General features: G+C 39.3%; 21 protein-coding genes. All 21 read right to left on the bottom strand.

Annotated elements, in window-relative coordinates; genetic code table 11:
* Window positions 1–290 precede the first annotated feature (290 nt).
* Window positions 291–1,208 (bottom strand): dipeptidase, encoded by a 918-nt coding sequence (locus tag SB717_RS09880; RefSeq protein WP_144643979.1) that lies wholly within the window; start codon window positions 1,206–1,208, stop codon window positions 291–293.
* Window positions 1,209–1,284: 76 nt separating this feature from the next.
* Window positions 1,285–1,545: a stage V sporulation protein SpoVS gene (gene spoVS / locus SB717_RS09875; RefSeq protein WP_003181955.1), complete on the bottom strand. Its 261-nt coding sequence runs from the start codon at window positions 1,543–1,545 to the stop codon at window positions 1,285–1,287.
* A gap of 223 nt (window positions 1,546–1,768) precedes the next feature.
* Entirely contained in the window at window positions 1,769–2,566 is a 798-nt protein-coding gene (locus SB717_RS09870) for a TIGR00282 family metallophosphoesterase (protein ID WP_028411380.1), read from the bottom strand.
* Window positions 2,567–2,647: 81 nt separating this feature from the next.
* Complete coding sequence (gene rny / locus SB717_RS09865; protein ID WP_013058803.1) at window positions 2,648–4,207, bottom strand: ribonuclease Y; 1,560 nt, start codon at window positions 4,205–4,207, stop codon at window positions 2,648–2,650.
* Window positions 4,208–4,488: 281 nt separating this feature from the next.
* Window positions 4,489–5,526, bottom strand: coding sequence for a recombinase RecA (gene recA, locus SB717_RS09860; RefSeq protein ID WP_013058804.1), 1,038 nt, complete (start codon window positions 5,524–5,526; stop codon window positions 4,489–4,491).
* Between the two features lie 199 nt (window positions 5,527–5,725).
* On the bottom strand, window positions 5,726–6,967 hold the full coding sequence (locus SB717_RS09855; protein ID WP_074677208.1) for a competence/damage-inducible protein A: 1,242 nt from the start codon (window positions 6,965–6,967) through the stop codon (window positions 5,726–5,728).
* Window positions 6,968–6,983: 16 nt separating this feature from the next.
* Window positions 6,984–7,568 (bottom strand): CDP-diacylglycerol--glycerol-3-phosphate 3-phosphatidyltransferase, encoded by a 585-nt coding sequence (gene pgsA, locus SB717_RS09850; protein ID WP_028411382.1) that lies wholly within the window; start codon window positions 7,566–7,568, stop codon window positions 6,984–6,986.
* 144 nt (window positions 7,569–7,712) lie between these two features.
* Window positions 7,713–8,720: a helix-turn-helix domain-containing protein gene (locus tag SB717_RS09845; protein WP_410903633.1), complete on the bottom strand. Its 1,008-nt coding sequence runs from the start codon at window positions 8,718–8,720 to the stop codon at window positions 7,713–7,715.
* 12 nt (window positions 8,721–8,732) lie between these two features.
* Window positions 8,733–9,524, bottom strand: coding sequence for a DUF3388 domain-containing protein (locus SB717_RS09840; protein ID WP_074677211.1), 792 nt, complete (start codon window positions 9,522–9,524; stop codon window positions 8,733–8,735).
* 213 nt (window positions 9,525–9,737) lie between these two features.
* Complete coding sequence (locus SB717_RS09835; RefSeq protein WP_013058809.1) at window positions 9,738–9,998, bottom strand: DUF3243 domain-containing protein; 261 nt, start codon at window positions 9,996–9,998, stop codon at window positions 9,738–9,740.
* 65 nt (window positions 9,999–10,063) lie between these two features.
* Complete coding sequence (ymfI, locus tag SB717_RS09830) at window positions 10,064–10,789, bottom strand: elongation factor P 5-aminopentanone reductase (RefSeq protein ID WP_410903632.1); 726 nt, start codon at window positions 10,787–10,789, stop codon at window positions 10,064–10,066.
* A 63-nt stretch (window positions 10,790–10,852) separates the two neighbouring features.
* Window positions 10,853–12,136, bottom strand: a complete 1,284-nt coding sequence (gene yfmH, locus SB717_RS09825) for an EF-P 5-aminopentanol modification-associated protein YfmH (RefSeq protein ID WP_410903631.1) — start codon at window positions 12,134–12,136, stop codon at window positions 10,853–10,855.
* Window positions 12,123–13,418 (bottom strand): EF-P 5-aminopentanol modification-associated protein YfmF, encoded by a 1,296-nt coding sequence (yfmF, locus tag SB717_RS09820; protein ID WP_074677215.1) that lies wholly within the window; start codon window positions 13,416–13,418, stop codon window positions 12,123–12,125. Before yfmF ends, yfmH begins: the two co-directional genes overlap by 14 nt.
* Window positions 13,419–13,675: 257 nt before the next feature.
* Entirely contained in the window at window positions 13,676–14,635 is a 960-nt protein-coding gene (locus SB717_RS09815) for an ABC transporter permease (RefSeq protein ID WP_013084750.1), read from the bottom strand.
* Window positions 14,632–15,693 carry an ABC transporter permease gene (locus tag SB717_RS09810; protein WP_074677217.1) on the bottom strand — a complete coding sequence of 354 codons (1,062 nt, stop codon included), beginning with the start codon at window positions 15,691–15,693 and terminating at the stop codon, window positions 14,632–14,634. Before SB717_RS09810 ends, SB717_RS09815 begins: the two co-directional genes overlap by 4 nt.
* Window positions 15,690–17,219, bottom strand: a complete 1,530-nt coding sequence (locus SB717_RS09805; RefSeq protein WP_144643975.1) for an ABC transporter ATP-binding protein — start codon at window positions 17,217–17,219, stop codon at window positions 15,690–15,692. The genes SB717_RS09810 and SB717_RS09805 overlap by 4 nt, the downstream gene beginning before the upstream one ends.
* A 119-nt stretch (window positions 17,220–17,338) precedes the next feature.
* Window positions 17,339–18,427, bottom strand: a complete 1,089-nt coding sequence (locus SB717_RS09800) for a BMP family lipoprotein (RefSeq protein ID WP_074677221.1) — start codon at window positions 18,425–18,427, stop codon at window positions 17,339–17,341.
* A gap of 133 nt (window positions 18,428–18,560) precedes the next feature.
* Window positions 18,561–19,286, bottom strand: a complete 726-nt coding sequence (locus SB717_RS09795; RefSeq protein ID WP_410903630.1) for a GntR family transcriptional regulator — start codon at window positions 19,284–19,286, stop codon at window positions 18,561–18,563.
* 641 nt (window positions 19,287–19,927) lie between these two features.
* Window positions 19,928–22,285, bottom strand: a complete 2,358-nt coding sequence (locus tag SB717_RS09790) for an FtsK/SpoIIIE family DNA translocase (protein WP_047749914.1) — start codon at window positions 22,283–22,285, stop codon at window positions 19,928–19,930.
* 138 nt (window positions 22,286–22,423) lie between these two features.
* The gene (locus SB717_RS09785; protein WP_028411391.1) at window positions 22,424–22,633 is read right to left on the bottom strand and encodes a YlzJ-like family protein; all 210 of its coding nucleotides are present in this window, start codon (window positions 22,631–22,633) and stop codon (window positions 22,424–22,426) included.
* Window positions 22,630–23,382 carry a ClpP family protease gene (locus SB717_RS09780; RefSeq protein WP_013058820.1) on the bottom strand — a complete coding sequence of 251 codons (753 nt, stop codon included), beginning with the start codon at window positions 23,380–23,382 and terminating at the stop codon, window positions 22,630–22,632. The genes SB717_RS09785 and SB717_RS09780 overlap by 4 nt, the downstream gene beginning before the upstream one ends.
* Between the last annotated feature and the right edge of the window lie 90 nt (window positions 23,383–23,472).

Here is a 23,472-nt window from a genome sequence, read left to right as displayed (position 1 = left end):
CATTGCTTCTGCATTTCACGAACCAAAATCATCCGCAAAACTCCCACAGCACCTTGTCGCTGTGCAGGATACGTTTCTGCTTGAACAGCTCCATAATCCGTTTTCAATTTTATTCCGATTGCCAGAAAAATGCAACCCTTTCCATTGAATTCTCAATCGTTTTAATTATATTTATATTTAATGAATAAGATGAAGTTTTTTAATGATCTTTTCTGCCTTCACATGAGGCATTATTATATAAATGACTTCTATAAAAAAGAACTTTTCCAAGAAGAAAAAGCTCTTTTTTATTAGTTGCATACACGATCAGCAAAGTTTTGAAACAGAAAACGTTTTACCTGCTCCTCAGTGTAATGCTTAAGAAGTTCTTCGATTAAATTCGTATACTGTTCATAGCTTCCGAGACGATGAACCGTTTTGTCAATGCCGTCAAAGTCAGAGCCAAAACCAACCGAGTATTCGCCTCCTCTTTCACACATGTAATCAAGATGACGAATCACATCCGCTATTTGCACTTTGGCAGAACTCGTTAAAAATTCAGGGACAAACGTAATGCCAATCACGCCGTTTCGCTTTATTAAAGCATGAATTTGATCGTCTCTTAAATTCCGGGGATGAGAACACAATACGTGTGAATTGGAATGAGTAGCCACTACATAATGCGCTAGCTCAATCACATCCCAAAAACCTCTTACCGATAAATGAGAGACATCCGTCCAAACTTTATGTTCATTATTCAATTCAACAACTTCTCTTCCAAAAGAAGATAATCCGGCGCCTCGAGGTTCTAAAATACCGTCACACACAGCATTGCTGTAATTCCATGTCAAACCTACTGAACGTACACCCAGTGAAAAAAGCGTCTTTAAGCGAACTAAACTTGTATCAATGGCATCGCACCCTTCAAGCGTCAGCATTGCTCCTATTTCATCTTTTTTTAAACTATCTATATCGCGCTTTGAACGAACCCATTTCATACCGGGAAGCGATAAAATATGACTCTGAAACAGCTGGATCATTTCTAACGCAACATCAAAGCGCTGAGCTGCCGGAACCGCTTCCGGAATATAAATAGCGAATAGCTGAACTTTTCCTTTTGCTTTTTTTATTCCTTCTAACGTAACGTGCAGCGCTGAATCATATGTAAAAGATAAACGTTTATTTAACCAGAGCTTCATCAATACATCACAATGAGCATCAAATATCACAACCCACACCCCTTTAACTCTATACAAAAAGGACCTGTTTGGCTTCTATGCTTTACAGGTCCGTGGTTTTTTATAATTATCGCGGCTCTACAATTAATTTAATGGCTGTTCGCTCTTCTCCATCAATTTGAATATCTGTAAAAGCTGGGATGCAGATTAAATCAACCCCACTTGGTGCAACGAACCCTCTTGCGATTGCTACAGCTTTTACTGCTTGATTAAGCGCCCCGGCCCCAATGGCTTGAATTTCTGCTGCGCCGCGTTCGCGCAGCACGCCTGCTAAGGCACCAGCAACTGAATTTGGATTAGACTTTGCTGAAACTTTTAATATTTCCATATCTAGCTCCTCCTTATTCTTTACAATGTATGATGAGAGATCATTAGACCAATGACTTAATTGATTTCAATGTTACTATATTCACGATATGCCAAACGTATTCCTGCTTGTTTTTCCTAAATATTCAAAAACTTATATTTCTACACCTTTCTTTTTTCTTTTTACGTTTTTGACAAAATAAAAAAGCCAACGTATCGTCTTTCGACACATTGACTTTTTCCCTTTATTCAAAAAACGGATGGTCTTCGTTAATTAAAATTCGCTCTGTTTTTGTTGCTTTCCCCGTCTTTTGATCAATATCAATAACGATTCCACTAAGCTGCGTTCTTCCTTCTTTTGGCACTTCAAATCGAACAGGAAGAGACGTTAAAAAACGCTTAATAACTGCTTCTCGCTCCATCCCTAAAATGCCGTCATAAGGTCCCGTCATTCCTACGTCAGAGATGTAGGCTGTTCCTTTTGGCAATATACGATTGTCAGCTGTTTGAACGTGCGTATGAGTGCCGACAACAGCGCTGACACGACCGTCCACATACCAGCTAATCGCTTGCTTTTCACTTGTTGTTTCAGCATGAAAATCAATAAAAATGAGCGGAGTGCGCTGGCGTGCTTCTTCAATTAGTTCATCTGCTTTTTGAAATGGACAATCAAGCGGAGCCATAAACGTGCGCCCTTGTAAATTAATTACGGCTACCTCAAGCTGATTGTACGTAAAATACGTAATTCCTTTGCCCGGTGTACCTTCAGGAAAATTTGCTGGGCGAACAAGATTTTTTGCATCATCAATAAAATCAAAAATTTCACGTTTATCCCACGCGTGGTTACCAAGAGTAATAATGTTAGCCCCAGCTTGTAAGAACTGACGATAAATCTTTTCGGTAATTCCTTTTCCTGAAGCTGCATTTTCTCCGTTCACAATTGTAAGTCCCGGAGAGTATTTTCTTTTTAATCTTGGTAAATATTCTTCAACCATTTCACGGCCTGGAGAACCAACTACGTCTCCAATAAATAAAATTCTCATGTAAAAGCTCCTATACTTCATTCTTAATCTGTATCTTCATCTCTACGAAAAAAAATAAAGTGGCGAAACGCCACTTCATTTTTATTTTGCATACTCTACTGCTCTTGTTTCACGAATAACGGTTACTTTGATGTGGCCAGGATAATCCAGCTCATCTTCAATTCGTTTTCGAATATCTCGAGCAAGTCGATGCGCTTCTAGATCACCAATCGTATCTGGTTTCACCATAATACGAACTTCACGTCCTGCTTGAATAGCAAATGATTTTTCAACGCCTTCATAAGACTCTGAAATTTCTTCTAACTTTTCAAGACGACGAATGTAGTTTTCTAACGTCTCACTGCGAGCACCTGGTCTTGCAGCAGATAATGCATCCGCTGCTGCAACTAGTACAGCAATGATTGATGTTGGTTCTGTATCTCCATGGTGAGAAGCAATCGCGTTAATAACAACCGGATGTTCTTTATACTTTGTAGCTAATTCAACACCGATTTCTACGTGGCTTCCTTCTACTTCATGGTCAATTGCTTTACCAATATCATGTAACAATCCTGCTCGTTTGGCTAACGTTTCATCTTCACCTAATTCAGCAGCCATAAGTCCTGATAAATGCGCTACTTCCATTGAATGTTTCAGCACATTTTGACCATAGCTTGTTCTGAATTTTAAGCGACCAAGAATTTTCATCAAGTCTGGATGCAACCCGTGAACACCAACTTCAAACGTCGTTTGTTCACCAACTTCACGAATATATTCGTCCACTTCACGGCGAGATTTTTCAACCATTTCTTCAATACGTGCGGGATGGATACGACCATCTTGAACGAGTTTATCAAGTGCAATTCTTGCTGTCTCACGACGAATTGGGTCAAATCCTGATAAAATAACTGCTTCTGGCGTATCATCAATAATAAGATCAATTCCTGTCAAAGTTTCAAGCGTACGGATATTTCGACCTTCTCGACCGATAATTCGGCCTTTCATTTCGTCATTTGGCAAGTTAACAACTGAGACAGTCGTTTCAGCAACATGATCTGCTGCGCAACGCTGAATAGCAAGTGAAAGAATTTCTTTCGCCTTTTTATCGGCGTCTTCTTTTGCACGGTTTTCTGTTTCTTTTACCATTATTGCAATGTCGTGGGAAAGTTCATTTTCAACACGATCTAAAATAATCGCTCTTGCATCTTCTCTTGTTAAGCTTGAAATGCGCTCTAGCTCTGTTTGCTGTGCACGTACCACTTCTTCAACTTTGCTTTCCATCTCTTCAATATGCTGTTGTTTAACAGTAAGAGAATCATCTTTCTTTTCAAGTAACGCTTCACGTTTATCAAGTGACTCGTCTTTACGATCAAGATTTTCCTCTTTTTGCATTAATCGATTTTCTTGTTTTTGAAGTTCTGCTCGACGATCACGAATATCTTGTTCTGCCTCTGTACGAAGCTGATGGATTTCATCCTTCGCTTCTAGTAAAGCTTCTTTTTTCAAAGCTTCCGCCTCGCGGGTTCCTTCATCAATAATTTGTTCTGCACTAGACTTTGCTCCCGCAATTTTAGCTTCAGCAATCGATTTACAAACAAAAAAGCCAACAACTGCACCGACGATTAGGCCAAGCAAAGCGAAGATGATTGTATTAGTATCCATCATTTCACCTCCCCTTGCTATAAACTTGTAAGTTTTAAATTTCATGTCGGCATGTACATCGTATTCACCTTTCAATATACACACAAAGGCTTTTAAACGCTAAAATGTTTTAAAAAGGGAAAATATACATCTTAATTGTAAATCTGTGCATTTTTATTGTCAAGCCTGCCTCTACAGTATATATTGAAATTTCGTATGTTACTTTTCTAGCATTAACAATTTTTACAAAAAAAAGACCCCTTCTTTGAAATAGAGGAGTCTTTTTTTTATCTCGCAGCAAATTAAATATTTAAATCGCCTTGATCGTCATCCTCAGGAGCTGGCTCTCCATCTTGGTCTAAACCATGATGTTCACGCACTTGTCCCGCAATTTCCTGACGAATATCAGTATTTTCTTTTAAGAATTGCTTTGCATTTTCACGGCCTTGACCTAGACGCTCGTCATTATACGAATACCAAGATCCACTTTTTTGGACGATATCTAGTTCAGAAGCAATATCCAAAATTTCACCCTCTTTTGAAATACCTTCTCCGTACATAATATCTACTTCAGCAGCACGGAAAGGCGGAGCTACTTTATTTTTCACAACTTTAATTCTTGTTTTGTTACCTACGATATCGTTTCCTTGCTTTAACTGTTCTGCACGACGCACTTCTAGACGCACTGAAGAATAGAATTTAAGCGCGCGTCCACCAGGAGTTGTTTCAGGGTTACCAAACATTACGCCGACTTTTTCACGAATTTGGTTAATAAAGATAGCGATTGTTTTAGACTTGTTGATAGCTCCAGATAGTTTACGCAATGCTTGAGACATTAAACGAGCTTGTAGACCCACGTGAGAGTCTCCCATTTCTCCTTCAATTTCCGCTTTTGGCACTAACGCTGCTACTGAGTCAACAACAATAATATCTACTGCGCCGCTTCGAACTAAAGCTTCTGCGATTTCTAAAGCTTGTTCTCCTGTATCAGGCTGAGATAATAACAGCTCATCAATATTAACGCCTAATTTTTGAGCATATACAGGATCTAACGCGTGCTCCGCATCGATAAATGCAGCCTGTCCGCCCTGCTGTTGAACTTCTGCAATCGCATGAAGAGCAACTGTTGTTTTACCTGAGCTTTCTGGGCCATATACTTCCACTACACGTCCACGTGGATATCCACCTACGCCTAAAGCTATATCTAATGCTAATGAACCACTTGGAATTGTAGAAATTCTTTTTTCCGTTTGTTCACCTAATTTCATAATCGAACCTTTACCAAATTGCTTTTCAATTTGCTTTAAAGCCATATCAAGGGCTGCTTGACGATCGTTCACTCAATTTCCTCCTCTGTCTCTTTGAAATCATCTATAAACTGCAAACTTACTACGATGTAGTAGCAATGTCGAATTAACAACTTTCTATAACTTACTATACTAGTTTTTGAGTCGTTTGACAAGCAAAAAGCGAATAAATGTTCGTTTTTTGTGAAATAAAAAAAAGGCTGCTTTGGTAAAACTAAGCAGCCTTTTTTCTTTATTTTTTTATCGTCTTTAATACGTAATGACAGCCGTAATTAACCGTTCGTGAACGAATCCCTTGGCGGCTTCCAGATAGCTGCAAGCTGTAAACTTGAGGAGTTTGATCCTTATAAGCGACCCCTATATGCACTGTTCCTACAGGATGTCCTTCTTGTTTAGAGGGTCCAGCTACACCCGTAAAACCGATGCCAATATCCGTTTTATATAACTGTTGAATACGCTGAGCCATTTCAGCTGCGCACTGCTCGCTAACGGCTCCGTACTGATTCAGCGTGTGTTCACTAACTCCGAGAATATTTTGCTTGATTTCATAATGATAGGCTACCAGGCTGCCTTTTACAACTTCTCCAGCACCTGACACGGTTGTTAGACGTTCGCTGAATAAACCACCGGTTAAACTTTCGGCCGAAGCAATCGTCAAGCCTTGTGCCGTTAATTCTTTTACCAATTCATTATGTAAAGAAGTTGCTTCGTAGCCATATAAATACTCTCCTACGCGCTCTGAAATGGTTTTTTCCACTTCATCTAACATACGATGTGCTTCAGCGGCATCAGCATGCTTGGCAGTTAAGCGGAGCGTTACTTCTCCATCCCCTGCAAGCGGCGCAATCGTCGGGTTTGTTTGCGCATCAAGCAAATCTTCAATTTCCGTCTCAAGCTGTGACTCTCCTATTCCGAAAAAGCGAAGAACGCGTGATTCAATACTTTCTTTTAATTCAAGCTTTTGAGCTAAAAATTCTTGACCATATGATTCGTACATTGGATAGAGCTCTTTTGGCGGCCCTGGGAATAGCATATAGTGTTTTCCCTCTACTGTAAGCCCCATGCCTGGAGCCATTCCGTAATCATTAGGGAGCACTGTCGAACCTTCTAGCACAATTGCCTGTTTTTTATTGTTAGGTGTCATGATACGATTTGACTGTTTGAAATAGGCTTCAATGCTTTCAAGTGCTTCCGCATTTGTTGTCAGCTCTACTCCTAGCACACTCGCAATTGTTTCTTTTGTTAAATCATCTTTTGTAGGACCAAGCCCGCCTGTGAAAATAATTAACTCTGCACGTGTTTGAGCTGTAGCAATCACTTCTTTCAAGCGCTGTGCATTATCTCCTACTACCGTGTGATAGTAAACATTAATTCCAAGTTCGGCTAATTTTTTCGATAAATACTGAGCGTTTGTATTGGCAATTTGTCCAAGCAGCAGCTCAGAGCCGACTCCAATAATTTCAGCGTTCATCATATCATCTCCATCTTACTTATTTTGAATTAACAAAAGCCTGTTTGTTTTTAGCAAAGTAGTCCCAGCCTGAAATAACCGTAAAAATTACTGAGATCCAAAGCATTACGCTAGCAAACGGAATGGAAATCCATTCAAAAGGCAAGTTGTACAACAAAATAGCTGAAATAGCTAAAATTTGAGTCCATGTTTTAATTTTACCTAACATATTTGCTGCTACAACTTCTCCTTCCCCTGCTAGTACAAGTCTTAAACCTGTAATAGCAAATTCACGGCTAATAATGATGATAGCAGCCCAACCTGCACCTGCAATTAAATCTAAGTCAACAATAGCTACAAGCGCAGCTGAAACCAACAGCTTGTCTGCTAGTGGATCTAAAAACTTGCCCAAGTTCGTGACTAAATCGTACTTTCTTGCATAGTATCCGTCAATCCAGTCCGTTGTAGATGCAATAATAAATAATGCCGCCCCTAATAGATGAGCGATCGGAATCTCTTTTCCTGCTGCCTCCACTGTGCCAAATGGTAGCGGCACCATCATAAAAATGAGGAATACGGGAATTAGAAAAATTCGCGAAATGGTAATCTTGTTTGGTAAATTCACTTCTTCTGCCTCCAATTACTGTTACAAACTGAAAGCGTGCAAACGAAGTTGTTTGCACGGCTTTGGTTTTATTATAGCGTGAATGAGTGTTTAATTCACATATTATCTTTATTTACACCCTGACCACTTTTTAAAACAGGCTGTTTACTGTGCTTCTGCCGGCTGATATTGAATCGTTACAACTTGTCGAACTTGCTTGGACGAATCAAACGGCAGGTCAACCGCTTTTCCATTTACTTTTAGCTCTACTCCAGGTGAATAGCCGATGTTGACACGAGCTTCCGTTTCTTTCGTCAAATCAAATTCTTTTGTTTCACCTTTTTTTAGAATGGAGCTAAAGAAAGCATTTCCTTTTCCGTTTTTCACATCTAACCAAGTATCTGCTTGAGTGGATGTTACTTCTAGATTAAATGCATCCGTACCGGAAAGAGCATACGTAGCACTTCTGCCTGTTTTTTGAACTTCCTTGTATTCTTGTTTACCGCTGTCTTTCTTTTCTTTTTCAGCTTTTTCTTTCTCAGCTTTTTCTTTTGCGGCTTTTTCTTTCTCAGCTTTTTCTCTTTCAGCTTTTTCTTTTTCAGCTTTTTCTTTTTCTTTCTTATCAGCAGCGCTTTGGTCATCTTCTGACGTGCTATTGTCATTTTTGGCAGTAGTTTCATTCGTTTCTTCCTGCGTGTTAGACTGCTGAATTTCACTGTTTGGAGCTTCTTGATTAGCCTGCTCCTTGTTTTTATCCGAGACGATATTTTGAGCGATTACCCAAATAATAATCCCAACAACTACAACTCCCGCCACCACTAGAACAGTTGGAAGGTAGTCATATGCTTTTGAAACTCCTTTTGTATGCTGAGGAATTTCTTTGCGGCTGCGAACGCGTGAAAGCTGCTGCGGGATGTCTTCTGTTTGAGTTGAAGGAATGTCTGATTTGTATTCTTCAAAAATAGCATCTGTGTCCAACCCAATTGCTTCACAGTATTGCTTAATAAACGCTCGTACGTAAAATTTCCCCGGCATAACCTCATAATTGCCTTCTTCAATGCCCAGTAAATAGCGTTTTTGAATTTTCGTTAGTTTTTGTAAATCCTCTAACGACAATCCTTTGCTTTCTCGTTCTTGTCTTAACCTTTGTCCTAACTCTGTCAATGCTAACACCTACCAATTATGCTAAAAATCAAACATCGATAATCCACCGTCTTGAAACATTTGAGGACCTTCCATTATTTCATATGTAATTTTCTCATTGGGGTCGTTTCTTATTTCAATAATGTAGGCAAAATCATCTAATGAATACTCGGTATTTTGTACAAATACATCCGGATGCTCCACAATTTTTGTCGCGGGTACATTCATTACTTCTCGAACAAGCTGCCAGTGCTTTTCATTCGCTCGTTTTGTCGATACAATCCCGTCAATAATAAAAATATTATCAGCGTTGTATTCGTCAGCAATAAGCTGACTGCGGATCGTTTGTTTTAAGAGTGTAGAAGACACAAAAAGCCACCTTTTGTTCGCACATACGCTAGCTGCTACAATGGATTCGGTTTTGCCTACTCGCGGCATACCTCGAATGCCGATAAGCTTATGACCTTCTTGTTTAAACAGTTCCGCCATAAAATCTACGAGCAAACCTAATTCATCTCTTACGAAACGGAACGTCTTTTTATCATCTGCGTCACGCTGAATATAGCGACCGTGACGCACTGCTAACTTATCACGCAATTTAGGCGGTCTCATTTTTGTCACAACGATATTATCCATTGTTTTCAAAATAGATTCAAGCCTGTCTATTTGCTCATGTGAATCACAGCGCAGCAATAATCCACGGCGAATATCATCCACTCCATTAATTGTGACAATATTAATTGACAACATTCCAAGAAGCGACGAAATATCACCTAAAAGACCCGGACGATTTTTTTGTATTTGATATTCTAAATACCACTCAATTTTCTCCATCAAACCCCTCCCATTTCTTGGCTGGCCTTCGAGAGGTGCCCCCTTTTTTTCACCTAGTTTAACTATAAATGATTTCCATTATATTATAAACCCTAAAGACAAGTAGTTCTACATTTGTTATGTATGTAAGCGCTTATTTATTTGTACTATTTATTTCTAAGAAAAAAGGAGCTCTCACACGCAGTGAATTAGCTCCTTTTTAGAAACGATAACTTATTTTACTGATCCGTTATTTTGAACTAATTTCACCATGCTGCTCGCAATCGCATGCTGCTCTTCTTTAGAAGCAACGCTCCAAAGGTCTGCTAAAATTCGCTCTTGATCATTTTTTGCATCAACTTGGTTTGCTAAATATCCACCAATTTGATAAGCAAGATCATGAATAACTTCTTCTTGCATTCCTTCGTTTTGCGCATGATGTAAACGGTCGCCTAAAAAATCTTTCCAGCTATCCCAGTTTTCTAATACTGACATGAGTAGCCCTCCTTAAGGTTTATTCATATCATAGTTTGTACCTTGTTTTTGATTTTATGCACACTTTATATGTACCAACCGCCATTAACCGATAATATTTGTCCCGTTATGTAGGAAGCTCGTGAAGATATTAAATATGAAACGGCATCTGCCACTTCTTTTGGATAACCAATTCTTCCTAAAGGGATCTCTTCAGCCAGCTCTTTAACCTCTTCTTTTGAATAGCTGGCCATCATATCCGTTTCAATCGCCCCGGGCGCAACTCCGTTGACTCGAATTCCACTTAGTGCAACCTCTTTTGCCAAAGCTTTTACAAACGTATTTTGTGCACCTTTTACCATGGAATAAAGGACTTCAAACGAAGCGCCTGTAAGTCCCCAAATGGAAGAAATCATGATGATTTGTCCGCTTTTAGCACTAATCATTTTAGGTAATAAAGCTTTGGTAATAACAAAGGGAGCCGTAACGTGAAGATAGATCATTTCTTCGGTTTCTTTTGCCGGAGTATCTGTCATTAACCCGCTAACGCTTCGTCCGCTGTTATGAATAATAACTTCTACCGGAACAATAATTCCCTTTAAAAACTTCTCCACTCCCTCTTTACATGATAAATCTGCTTGTACCGTAAACACGGTTTTTACCTTTTCAGCCAGCTCATGTGCAAGCGCCTCTATTTTGTCGCTTCGCTGATGGTAATGCAAGATAAGCGAATATCCATCCTCACCCAATTTTTTAGCAATCGCTGTGCCAATTCCTCCGCTTGCACCTGTCACAAGGGCAAATTTCTCCATGACCTTCTCTCCTTTACATGCAAAAAAGCTGATGAACATCAGCTTTTTTGGCAACAATCATCTTTATTTAGGTACTACTTCACAAACCGTAAAGTTCTTTTCATCAATAATCTCGTTTAGCACATCTTTTATTTCGTTCACCTTCAGCTTTTCTAGCGTTTCAACAATATCAAATAAATTCATATCATTAAATGCATAGCGTGTAAACTGATTAGCGATAAACTCAGGTGAATTTAATGAGCGTAGGAATCCGCCGATTTTCTTTTTACGGATACGCTCAAGTTCCTCTTCTGTTAGTGATTTTGTTTTCATTTCAAGTAATATTTGTTTAACTCGATTATACAGCTGTTCCGGTTGGTCCGTATCTCCTCCGATAAGAGCAAAACCAAATCCTCTTTCCTCCGTATAATCATAAGCAAACGTTTCATCAATGAGCCCGTCTGCATACAACTCCTCATAGTATGAAGAGCTTTTTCCAAACGCGTAATCTAAAATAATATTCATTGCTAACTCGTATTTAAGCATTTCTCCACCTGAACGCTGCGGATTTTTCGCTTTTAGCCCCACCATACATTTAGAAGACTGAACCGGCATTTTTAATACTTGTTTTTCTTGATCCACCGTTTCAGGCTCTTCGTCAAAATGACGCTGTATGTCAGAGATTTCTTTATAATCTTTTTTCTGCTGATTGTCACGAACTTGCTTCATTACTTTTTCCGCATCAACAGGACCTACAATGAACAACAGCATGTTGCTCGGATGGTAGAACGTTTCATAGCATGTGTACAGCAAATCTTTATCAATATGTGAAATCGATTCGATTGTGCCGGCAATATCAATTTTAACAGGATGGTTTTTGTACATATTTTGAATGGTACCAAAATACAAGCGCCAGTCCGGATTGTCGTCATACATTGTAATTTCTTGACCGATAATGCCTTTTTCTTTTTCTACCGTTTTTTCTGAAAAGTACGGCTCTTGTACAAAGTCCACTAATGTTTCAAGGTTTTCTTCAAAATTTGACGTACAGCTGAATAAGTAAGCTGTGCGGGTAAAAGAAGTAAATGCATTGGCAGAAGCACCTTGTTTACTAAACTGCTGAAAGACATCCCCGTCTTCTTTTTCAAATAATTTATGCTCTAAAAAGTGTGCGATTCCGTCCGGAACTTTGGTCATTTCATTTTCATTCAGTGGGACAAACTGATTATCAATCGATCCGTAGTTCGTTGTAAAAGTAGCAAACGTTTTGTTAAACTCCGGCTTTGGCAAAATATATACCTGCAGCCCGTTATCCATTTTTTCATGATATAGCTGTTCCTGAAGCTGCGAAAATTCAATTTTCTCCATTTTCTTCACCGCCCGTTCCTGTTAAGAAATAAATTGTATCCATTTCAATTTTCTCAGCCACTTTAATAATTTCCTGCTTAGATACCGCATCAATATGCTTTAAGTATTCGTCAATTGAAATGTCTTTGCCTGTTAATTCATTATGATACATAACCTCTACTAGTCCTCGTGGAGTATCCACCGTTTCAAGCAACTGATTGTGAATGACGGCTTTTGTTTGAGCGATTTCACCGTCTGTAAATGACCCTTGCTTCATTTCCTGCATTTGTTCTTTAATAATGGTAACGGCTTGGTCGTAATTTTTAGCATCAATACCCGACATGACCATCAGTAATCCCTTGTGACTTTCTACCCTTGAAGCGGCATAATAGGCTAAGCTTGCTTTTTCACGCACATTGATAAATAGCTTAGAATGTGAGAAACCTCCGAATATACCGTTAAATACTTGCAGAGCAAAATACTGTCTATCTCCGTATACAACATTTGTGCGGTAGCCAATATTTAATTTCCCTTGTTTCACTTCTTGTTTTTCCACCACTTCATTTACGTTTGAGATATCTTTAGACGTAATAGAATCTTCAATGTCTTTTTGCTCGCGCTTTGGTAAAGTAAATGTTTCTTTTACTGTTTGTAAAACCTCTTCGACCTGCAAATCTCCAATAGCATAAAGGTGAATGGCGTCTTCTTTTAACACCTGCTGATAATAAGCGTACAAACTTTCACCTGTAATTTCTTCCACATCATCAATTTGGCCATTTACATGTAAAGAGTATGGTTCTTCTTTACACATTTCTTCGACTAGTCTTAAATTAGCATAGCGCATTTTATCATCAAATACGGCTTGAATTCGCTGACGAAGCGAACGCTTTTCTTTTGTCATAATATCCTTTAAAAAAGAGTCCCCTTCAACTGCTGGCTTTAATAAAATATCGCCAAGAAGCGCTAACGCTTTTTGTAAAAGCGGAGTTGAATCTTTCAAATATTTTTCATTCGCTATATCAATGCGAATCGTAATATCGTGGTTATCACCTTTTTTTGTTAAGTCTACTTGTAAAGTAGCACCATAAAGCTCATCTAAATATGTACGAAGCTTTGTCGTAGACGGCAGCGACTCGGTAGCGCTTTGAAGCACGTAAGGTAAAAGGGCACGCATTGTCACCGTTTTCTGATCTAAAGGGGCATTTAGTTTTAAAATGAACGTGTTTGTTTTGTACTTAGCTGTTTGAATGGTGTGAACGGTCAATCCTTCTAGTTCATGTTTTTGTTCAGTCAATAATTTCATATATAAACCTCCTTTTAAATTTTGATGTATTAACTAGACAATACTTCTATTTTGAATCTTTAACGCTAATTTTAGTCTTATAACCACTATATCGAATTCAAGGAAACATTTTCAAGTAACTTGCCGCGCGCTTCCTCATTTCTTTTCATATTCTTTCTCTCAATGAAAAAAGGCGGAGAAAAGAATATGATTTCTTTGTCTCCACCTTCTATATTTATCCAACTTTAGTCATTGTTAGACCTCGTATAGAGGATTTATTAGCGGCGGCCTTTTTCGTAAGGAACGCCCAGCGCTTTAGGAGCTTCAGCACGTCCTACAAAACCAGTAAGCGCTAAGATTGTTAACACGTACGGTGCAATGGTTAAAAGGACGGATGGGATGTCTTGAATAACCGGAATCTGAGCTCCCGTGATACTCAAAGACTGTGCTAATCCGAAAAACATGGCTGCACCTAAAGCACCAATAGGATGCCACTTCCCGAAAATCATGGCCGCAATAGCAAGGAACCCTTGTCCAGCAATCGTTCCCGCTGCAAAGTTTGTAGCGATAGACGTGGCATACACCGCTCCGCCGATTCCCGCGAACATGCCGGAAATCATAACGCCAACGTAACGCATTCTCACAACCTTGATTCCCATCGTGTCTGCTGCCATTGGGTGTTCACCAACTGAACGAAGACGAAGACCAAACGGCGTTTTATAAATGATATACCATACAGCAAAAGCTAGCGCAATTGCAATATAAGACGTAATAGGAACATTCGAAAACAGAATTTTACCGATTACTGGAATGTCTGATAGACCTGGAATACTTACTTTATCGATACGGAATTGGATAAAATCTGTTTGTCCTTTCCCAAAAATCTTTTTGATTAAAAAGATTGAAAGACCTGCAGCTAGAAAATTCAGCGCTACGCCACTTACAGTTTGATCTGCTTTTAATGTAATACTTGCAACAGCATGAATCAGCGAGAACACAGCGCAAACAACAGCTGCAATTACTATCGCTACCCACGGGGCCCAAGCACCTAATGAATCCTGAAGTAAAAGGGTTGAAACAATACCTGTGAACGCGCCAAACATCATCAGCCCTTCTAATCCGATGTTCACGACCCCGGAACGTTCACTAAATATCCCTCCGAGCGCGGTAAAGATAAGCGGTGCAGCTGAATAAAGCGCCGCTGGAATAATAATGGCTAACACCTCTAAGAAGTTCATTTTGCTCCCCCCTTGCCTGAACGGCCAAGCACCCAGCGAATTAAATAACTAGATGCAACAAAAAAGATAATAAGCGCAATGACAATTTGAATTAATTCAGACGGTACGCCTGTCATAAAGTTCATTTGAGGAGCCGCAGTTTGCAATCCTCCGAAAAAGAATGAAGCTAATAAAATTCCAATTGCGCTGTTAGCTCCTAAAAGAGCTACGGCGATACCGTCAAACCCCGTACCCGTAAACGCAGTGAATGTGCCCATATACTGAAATGTTCCAAGCCCTTCCATTGCCCCGGCAAGCCCGGCAAAAGCGCCTGAAATCGCCATGGATAACACAATGTTTCTGCCTACATTCATTCCTGCATACTGTGAAGCATGTTGATTAAAACCAACAGCTCTTAGCTCGAATCCCTTAGCTGTTTTATTCAATATAAACCACATGACGACGGCCGCAGCGATGGTAATAAGAATGCCGTAATGAAGGCGAGAGTTATTAGTTAACTGTGCTAAAAAGCTTGATGCTAAAGATGCCGATTCTTTAATATCATACGATTTTTCATTCCCCGCATATAAATACGTACGGATTAAGCTGCTCGTTGTATAAAGGGCAATATAGTTCATCATAATGGAAACAATTACTTCATGAACATGAAATTTTGCTTTTAAAAACCCTGGAATAAACGCCCAAATTGCTCCAGCTGCAGCTGCTGCTAATACAGCTAGAGGAATATGAATGACTGCTGGTAAATCAAACGCATACCCAACCCATACTGAAGCCAACCAGCCAACTAAAAGCTGTCCTTCTACTCCAATGTTAAAGAGACCGGTTTTATAAGCAAACGCAACCGCGATACCGGCCAGAGCAAGAGGAGTCATGGCACGAATCGTTTCTCCAATGGCTTTTGGCGTTCCAAACATCCCGTCAAAAAGAGATTGATAGCCAAGCATTGGATCATAGCCGCCTAGTAACATAATAATCGCTCCCGCAATGAGTCCTAATATGGCCGATACAACAGGGATCAAAATCATCATTACACGTTCATTTTTCACAAGTTTATTCATGCTGTTCCACCCGCTTTCTCACGCGTACCGCCTGCCATTAATAATCCTAACTCTTGTTCATTCGTTTCTTTTGGATCTACAATGTCGACTATTTCCCCTTCATAAATAACCGCAATGCGATCGCTTAGATTCATCACTTCATCTAGTTCTAGCGAAACGAGCAGCACTGCCCGTCCTTTATCTCTTTCTTCAATCAGTTTCTTATGAATAAATTCAATGGCTCCTACGTCCAGTCCCCTCGTTGGCTGAGCTGCAATTAATAGTTCCGGACTGCGGTCTACTTCACGAGCAATAATGGCTTTTTGCTGATTTCCGCCCGATAGCGATCGCGCTTGCGTATATTCACTAGGCGTTCGCACATCATATTCTGCAATTAGTTCTTTTGCTTTTTTATACAGCTCTTTGTAATTCAAAATACCTGATTTAGACATTGGCTTTTGATAATACGTTTGAAGACCGATATTTTCACCAATTGTATAATCTAATACAAGTCCGTGCTTATGGCGATCCTGCGGAATATGCCCTACTCCAGACTCCGTAATTTTACGAGTGGATAACGTAGACAGTTCTTGATTTTTTAATGTGATCGAGCCCGACTTTATTTTTCTCAGACCCGTAATTGCCTCAATCAGCTCTGTTTGACCATTCCCATCAACACCCGCGATGCCTACAATTTCGCCTGCCCGAACGCTTAGATTAAGTGAACTTACAGCCTCTACTCCTCGGCTGTCTTCTACTACTAATTCTTTTATTGTTAACACAGCTTCTTTTGGAGTCGCTGTTTTCTTTTCAGTTTTAAAATGAACTTCTCTCCCTACCATTAAAGCAGCAAGTTCATCAGGGTTCGTCTCTTTTACGTTTACCGTGCCAACTCCCACGCCTTTTCGGATAATTGTACAGCGGTCGCACACTGACATAATTTCTTTTAATTTATGCGTAATTAAAATAATTGACTTTCCTTCTTGAATTAACTTTTTCATAATTTGAATTAATTCCGTAATTTCCTGAGGTGTTAAGGCAGCAGTAGGTTCATCAAAGATAAGAATATCGGCTCCTCTGTAAAGCGTTTTTAAAATTTCCACTCGCTGCTGCATGCCAACTGAGATATCTTGAATCTTTGCATATGGATCTACCGATAATCCATATTGATTTGAAAGCTCTTGAATATCTCGAGCTGCTTTTTTAATGTTGATTTTCCCCGTCCGCGTCGGTTCGTTCCCAAGAATAATATTTTCTGTTACTGTAAAGTTTTGAACAAGCATAAAATGCTGATGAACCATCCCAATTCCTAAGTCATTCGCTACGTTAGGATCCGTAATTTTGACTTCTTGGCCGTTTACACGAATCTGTCCTTTTTCAGGCTGATAAAGTCCAAATAAAACGTTCATCAGCGTTGACTTACCTGCACCATTTTCTCCCAATAAAGCATGAATTTCTCCCTTTTTCACTTGGAGTGTAATATTGTCATTAGCGACAATACCGGGAAACTCTTTGCGAATATCTAGCATTTCAATAACATATTCCACTGCTTTCACTCCCTATTCCTGCCTGCTACAGGATTCTGTCTTCCGTTTTTTGGCTATGAAAAAGGCTAGTTTTCACTAGCCTTTTATACTCATATAATCATTGCTTAACAGACGTCAGCTTATTTTTTTAGCGTTTTTTCAAACTCTTTAAATTCTTTATCCGTTTGAGGCACTGTAATGTCACCGTCTAGAATTTTTTGTTTATACTCATCAACTGCTTTTAACGCATCTTTACTTACATTATCTTGTGATGGGGCAATTCCTACTCCGTCTTCTTTTAAGCCAAACACAACTTCTTTACCACCTGGGAATTTATCGTCCATCGCTTTTTTTGCAACATCTTCTACAGCCAAGTCAACGCGTTTAACCATCGACGTTAACGTTACGTTTTCAGGCATACCTTCTTCATGCTGATCGCGGTCAACTCCAATTACCCAAACCTTTTTGTCCTTACCGCCTTTTGAACGGTTTTTAGCTTCTGTAAATACGCCGTTTCCAGTACCGCCAGCCGCTTGATAAATAATATCGGCGCCTTTGCTGTAAATGGTAGAAGCAATAGCTGAACCTTTTTCTGGAGAGTTAAAACTTTCTGCGTATTGAGAGATAACTTCAGCATCTGGGTTTACAGATTTAACACCTGCTTTAAATCCGTTTTCAAACTTCTTGATTAAAGGAGATTCAACGCCTCCGACAAAGCCGATTTTGTTCGTTTTCGTTTGTTTAGCTGCCACTACACCTACTAAGAAAGAGCCTTGCTCTTCTTTAAATAGAATGCTTGCCACGTTATCTAAGTTCTCTGACTTTAGCGTATCGTCTACTAATGCAAAGTTAGCGTCCGGATACTGCTTTGCTGCTTTTTTAATATCTTCTTTTAACAAAAAGCCAATTCCATACGTCAAGTTGTAGCCACTCTCAGCAAATTTAGAAAGATTGCTCTCGTATTCAGATGCTTTTGTAGACTGCAAATATTTGTATCCAGTCCCTTCATCAAGTCCGTTATCTTTCCCAAACTTTGTCAGACCTTCCCAAGCAGATTGGTTAAACGATTTATCATCTACTCCGCCCGTATCTGTTACCATTCCCACTTTAAAATCCGCTGCTTTTTTATCTCCGCCGCTCTTATCTGCGTCATCTGAGCCACACGCGCTTAAAAGTGTTCCTGCCGCTAATACTAGTGATAATGCAAGTCCCGTTTTACGTTTTAACATGTTTTAACCCCCTGAATAGTTTTAAAAGTATAAAGCCAATTTTCTATTTCGTCCTTGTGACCTACATTTGACACCTCCTTAAAAGGACAATGTTAAATAGTTGTAAATTTTCTGACATTTAACCACAAAAAAACTAGACGCGTTTACGCAATACTTGGAAACTAAATTGATCTGCTTTAAAATAATTGATGGAATATAAAATGGGTTCATCATACTGGTCATAATGCATTTGTTTCAGCACAAGCAACGCGGTTTCTGGTTCGCATTGTAAAAGAGGAGAAACTTTTTCATGATAGCCTAGAGGCTCAATGTTTGCCACGGCGTATGAAATGTGCTTACCTGCTTGTTTTTCAAGAATTTCTAGCAAAGATTCCTGTTTGTATTCGAAATTTTCAGGCAATATTTTTTGAGGAACCTTGTCCATGCAATATACAACCGGCTCTCCGTTTGCCGTTCTCACCCGTTCAACAAATAAAATCTGTTCGTCTTCCCCGCAAGCAAAACGTGTTAAATCATTTTCAGACAACTCTTGTATTTGAGAAGATAAGAAGATTGTTCCGGCCTTCATACCAGCTTGTTCAATCATATGTGTTATACTATTTAATTGCTCAATCCCCGACAAAAAAGTAGGCTTCGTGTTGACAAATGTTCCCACGCCGTGTCTGCGAACAATAATATTCTCTTCTTCTAATATGCGAAGTGCCTCACGTAGCGTTGCGCGGCTAACCCCTAGCTGCTTTGATAAATCAAACTCTGAAGGGAGTCTTTCCTTTTCTTTAAAAATTCCTTTTTCTATATTTTGTTTAATTTTATCAATCACTTGTAAATACAAGTGCCGATTATCCGCACGTATAGACATCACTCTTCCTCCATATTAAAAAGTCATCAGACCTCTGATGTTCGACTACTTAATCGAAAATAATATATCATTTTTCGACAGATAAATAAATAGGTTATATTAATTTTTTGTTAAAATTTTTAATATTTTTTTAAAAAAATGAATTTTTGTTATTTTTTAATGTCAGCATACCTAACAACCTACTTTTCTTCTAATATTAGATAAAACCCAAACATTTTAGTCATTAAATTTTTAAATATTCGTTTTTATTTCATTCATTTAGCATGACATATTTTTGTATAATACTATTCTTACCGTCTCTTCTTCCATAAAAAAATGAGGTTGAGACATGACGAAATGAACCCAATCTAAAGACGAACAAATGGGATACATGAGCTGAACCGCTTGCGACACCGCAGTTGATTTCCGTGCAAGACTTCGGTTTCCACGGGCAGGCGATGAGCCTCCTCGTCGCTTGCGCTTTTCCCGCAGGAGTCTTCGCCTTGCCCTTCAATCAACTGCTAGAAGGAATTAAACAGATGAAACCTATGTTCACCATAACAAAAAAAAACGAACCGCTAATCAAACATGTTGATTAATGGTTCGTTTCTCACTTGGGCTAAAATACTTTTGTCTCAGCCTCATCTTTTCTAGTAACATTATCAAGATCCAACATCTTCATTTTGCTGAGAAATCAGCACCGAACGCGGCTTACTTCCTTCATACGGTCCAACCACTCCACGATCTTCCATCGCATCGATTAAGCGTGCAGCCCGGTTATAGCCAATTCGAAAGCGTCGCTGCAGCATAGAAACAGAAGCTGTTTGCATTTCTGCCACAAGCTGAACCGCTTCGTCATATAGCTCATCTGCAAAATCATCGACTTGTTCAGGAGCATCTGTTGGAATCATTTCTTCTTGATACTGTGCTTTTTGCTGTGCAATTACAAAATCAACAATCTCTTCTACTTCTTCATCTGATAAAAAGGCACCTTGCACACGCACAGGTTTTGAAGCCCCAACAGGCATGAACAGCATATCTCCTCTTCCTAGAAGCTTCTCAGCTCCTCCCATATCTAAGATTGTACGAGAGTCAGTTTGTGAAGATACACTAAAAGCGATTCGGGAAGGAATGTTTGCTTTAATAACTCCAGTAATAACGTCTACTGATGGTCGCTGTGTAGCAATAATCAAATGAATGCCGGCAGCACGAGCCATTTGAGCAAGACGTGTGATCGAATCTTCGACGTCAGATGAGGCAACCATCATCAAGTCAGCCAGCTCATCAACAATCACCACAATATAAGGAAGAGTCGGCTGTTTTGCATCGGCGTCTCCATCATCATTCATGCGTTTTACTAAATCATTATATCCTTCAATGTTTCTCGTTCCGCTGTGTGAGAACAACTCATAGCGTCGCTCCATTTCACTTACAACTTTCTTTAAGGCTTGAGAAGCTTTTTTCGGATCGGTTACAACAGGAGCCAATAAATGAGGAATACCATTGTACATATTGAGCTCAACCATTTTAGGGTCAATCATCATTAATTTTACTTCATGAGGCTTTGTTCTCATTAAAATACTAATAATAATACCGTTGATACACACACTTTTTCCGCTTCCTGTTGCCCCTGCTACAAGCATATGAGGCATTTTATTAAGCTCTGCTAGCACAGCTTCTCCTGAAATATCTCTTCCTAAACCAACTAATAGCTTTTTATCCGGTCGGTTATTTTCAGTTGCTTCAAGTACTTCTCTAAGTGAAACCATCGCTACTTCTTCGTTCGGCACTTCAATTCCTACCGCTGATTTCCCGGGAATTGGAGCTTCAATCCGAATATCTTTGGCAGCTAATGCAAGTGCTAGATCATCACTTAAATTGACAATCTTGCTTACTTTGACTCCTACATCAGGATATACTTCATACTTTGTAACAGCTGGCCCAAGGTGAACTTTTGCCACTTTTGCTTTTACGCCGAAACTTTGAAACGTTTTTTCAAGTTTTTCGGCATTTTTATAAATGTTTTTATGCTCTTTTGCCTGGTTACTTTTCTTTGGCATCGTTAATAGCTTGATAGGAGGAAGCTCATACTCTTTATTTTCCGTTTCAGTAAAGGTAATCATAGGAGCTTTTTCTTCTTCCTGTTCCTTTTGCGGCCTTGGCTGTTGCGGTGCAGCAGCTACGGGCTTCGATTCCATAACCGGCGGCACCGGAGCTATAGGAGCAGCAGGAGATTGACTAGACTCTTCCTCTCCATAATCAAAGTGTTCAATAATTGGAGGCGAAGGTGCTTCTACTTCTATTTCCACGCTTTCTTCAGGTTCTTGAACAGCTTTTTCTTGGCGTCTCTTTTTTGTTGTTTTAGGGGCTTTTTTCTTTTTATGTTTCCACGTCTGAATATCTTGCCAGCCTTCTTTTAACTCCGTTGTTAAAAAATTCACTAGAGGTGACAGAAGTTTTAATACCGTTTCGTGAAGCGAACGTCCGGTAATGAGCAGTACCCCAATCACAATAAGCAAGGCAGCGATAAGTTCTGTTCCTAAGCTATCAAACAGATAGTAGAACATGGCAAACATAATAGCCCCTATCATCCCTCCACCTAAATCACTGTGATTCGATTGGCCAGTTGCTTCGAGCATATACAAATCCCACGTATTCATAATGACAGATGGATCTGTAAAGGTTCCGTTTTTCGATAAATTTTCAAATAACGTCACGTGACTAAACAGTAAGATAGATAAAATAATGAGATATGTACCGATAAGCTGCCGCGTCACTAAAGGAGGCATTTCTCTTTTCCAAATGATATAAACAGATAGAATAACCATTCCGATTAAACACAGCATATACCACTCGCCGATAAATAAGCGGACCACTAGTACAAGAGCCTGTCCTACAGCACCGAGTCCTGCCATGGCAATTAACGTTAACGCTAATAAAAATAAGCCAATAAGCTCAAAGCGCAATATCCGTTTCCATTCATCCTTTTTTATTTGACCTCTTCGTTTTTTCTTTGCCATTTTTCCACTCCAATCAACGTCCAACACCCTATGTTGATTTTGTTTCTTTTATCAGTTGAATAAAAAAGCAGCCAATACAGCGGCTGCCTTCTTCGTCATATTCATTATACCATATTCACCATAATTATACTGAAATCCTTACGACAAAATTTGACCAGGATAATAATTTTCATTCAAATAATCTTGAGGATTCGTGCTTAAAACCCTCACAATTTGCTGTTGTTTTTGTTCATTTTCTTCAACAATAACCGGGATTCCATTGTGATTAATAAGCTTTGGCTGAGATTGCTCTTGATGATAAGACTGCTGAAAAATCAGTTCTTGCGGCATCATTGTATATAAAATCATTGCAGCAGCTGCTCTTCATTCTGACGTCCTTGCTCAATCAGTTCATTCAATTTTTTGATTGCTTGAGCAACTCCGCCTACTTCATTAATTAACCCGTATGAAACAGCATCTCCGCCAACTACATTTGTTCCGATATCACGCGTTAAGTTCCCTTTTGAAAACATAAGTTCTTTAAACTTTTCTTCTGAAATATGAGAATGTTCTCTCACAAAGTTAATCACGCGCTCTTGCATTTTATCTAAGTATTCAAATGTTTGCGGTACACCAATAACAAGACCCGTTAAGCGAATAGGATGAATGGTCATGGTCGCTGTACCGGCAATATACGAATAATCAGTTGAGACCGCAATCGGAACACCGATTGAATGTCCGCCTCCTAACACAATGGACACAGAAGGCTTAGATAACGAAGCAATCATTTCAGCAATGGCAAGACCCGCTTCTACATCTCCACCTACTGTATTCAAAATAATAAGCAATCCTTCAATTTTTGGATTTTGTTCGATCGCCACAATTTGCGGGATGACATGCTCATATTTTGTCGTTTTATTTTGAGGAGGCAGCTGCATGTGCCCTTCGATTTGTCCTACAATCGTTAAACAGTGAATATTAGAATCCTGAGGAAGCTGAGCCACGTTGGTCTGTCCTAATTGTTGAATTTTATCTAATATTCCGCCCTTGCTTTCTTCATTTTTATTGGGCTGCTGAGGCGCTTCATCAGAATGTAATCTTTCGTTATTTTCAAACATATTCTAGCTCCTTTCACTTATTGATAGTAGTAGTATGAACTTCTCACAGTTATTACATCCGCATCAGCTGCAAATAAAAAGCCTTCCCAG

This window comes from Priestia sp. SIMBA_032 (genome assembly GCF_046535215.1).
Classification (GTDB): Bacteria; Bacillota; Bacilli; order Bacillales; family Bacillaceae_H; genus Priestia; species Priestia aryabhattai.
This window is presented reverse-complemented; position numbering and strand designations above follow the sequence as displayed.

Bases quoted from the DNA above. Each gene is read 5' to 3' on its own strand.
- SB717_RS09815 (WP_013084750.1), bottom strand. From the start codon at position 14,635: ATGAACTTCTTAGAGGTGTTAGCCATTATTATTCCAGCGGCGCTTTAT.
- SB717_RS09835 (WP_013058809.1), bottom strand. From the start codon at position 9,998: ATGTCAGTATTAGAAAACTGGGATAGCTGGAAAGATTTTTTAGGCGAC.
- SB717_RS09785 (WP_028411391.1), bottom strand. From the start codon at position 22,633: ATGATTTTATATACAATGATGCCGCAAGAACTGATTTTTCAGCAGTCT.
- SB717_RS09855 (WP_074677208.1), bottom strand. From the start codon at position 6,967: ATGATGAACGCTGAAATTATTGGAGTCGGCTCTGAGCTGCTGCTTGGA.
- SB717_RS09840 (WP_074677211.1), bottom strand. From the start codon at position 9,524: ATGGAGAAAATTGAGTGGTATTTAGAATATCAAATACAAAAAAATCGT.
- SB717_RS09780 (WP_013058820.1), bottom strand. From the start codon at position 23,382: ATGTTTGAAAATAACGAAAGATTACATTCTGATGAAGCGCCTCAGCAG.
- SB717_RS09790 (WP_047749914.1), bottom strand. From the start codon at position 22,285: ATGGCAAAGAAAAAACGAAGAGGTCAAATAAAAAAGGATGAATGGAAA.
- ymfI (WP_410903632.1), bottom strand. From the start codon at position 10,789: ATGGAGAAATTTGCCCTTGTGACAGGTGCAAGCGGAGGAATTGGCACA.
- yfmH (WP_410903631.1), bottom strand. From the start codon at position 12,136: ATGGAGAAAATTGAATTTTCGCAGCTTCAGGAACAGCTATATCATGAA.
- SB717_RS09810 (WP_074677217.1), bottom strand. From the start codon at position 15,693: ATGAATAAACTTGTGAAAAATGAACGTGTAATGATGATTTTGATCCCT.
- SB717_RS09800 (WP_074677221.1), bottom strand. From the start codon at position 18,427: ATGTTAAAACGTAAAACGGGACTTGCATTATCACTAGTATTAGCGGCA.
- SB717_RS09870 (WP_028411380.1), bottom strand. From the start codon at position 2,566: ATGAGAATTTTATTTATTGGAGACGTAGTTGGTTCTCCAGGCCGTGAA.
- spoVS (WP_003181955.1), bottom strand. From the start codon at position 1,545: ATGGAAATATTAAAAGTTTCAGCAAAGTCTAATCCAAATTCAGTTGCT.
- rny (WP_013058803.1), bottom strand. From the start codon at position 4,207: ATGGATACTAATACAATCATCTTCGCTTTGCTTGGCCTAATCGTCGGT.
- SB717_RS09795 (WP_410903630.1), bottom strand. From the start codon at position 19,286: ATGTCTATACGTGCGGATAATCGGCACTTGTATTTACAAGTGATTGAT.
- yfmF (WP_074677215.1), bottom strand. From the start codon at position 13,418: ATGAAATTATTGACTGAACAAAAACATGAACTAGAAGGATTGACCGTT.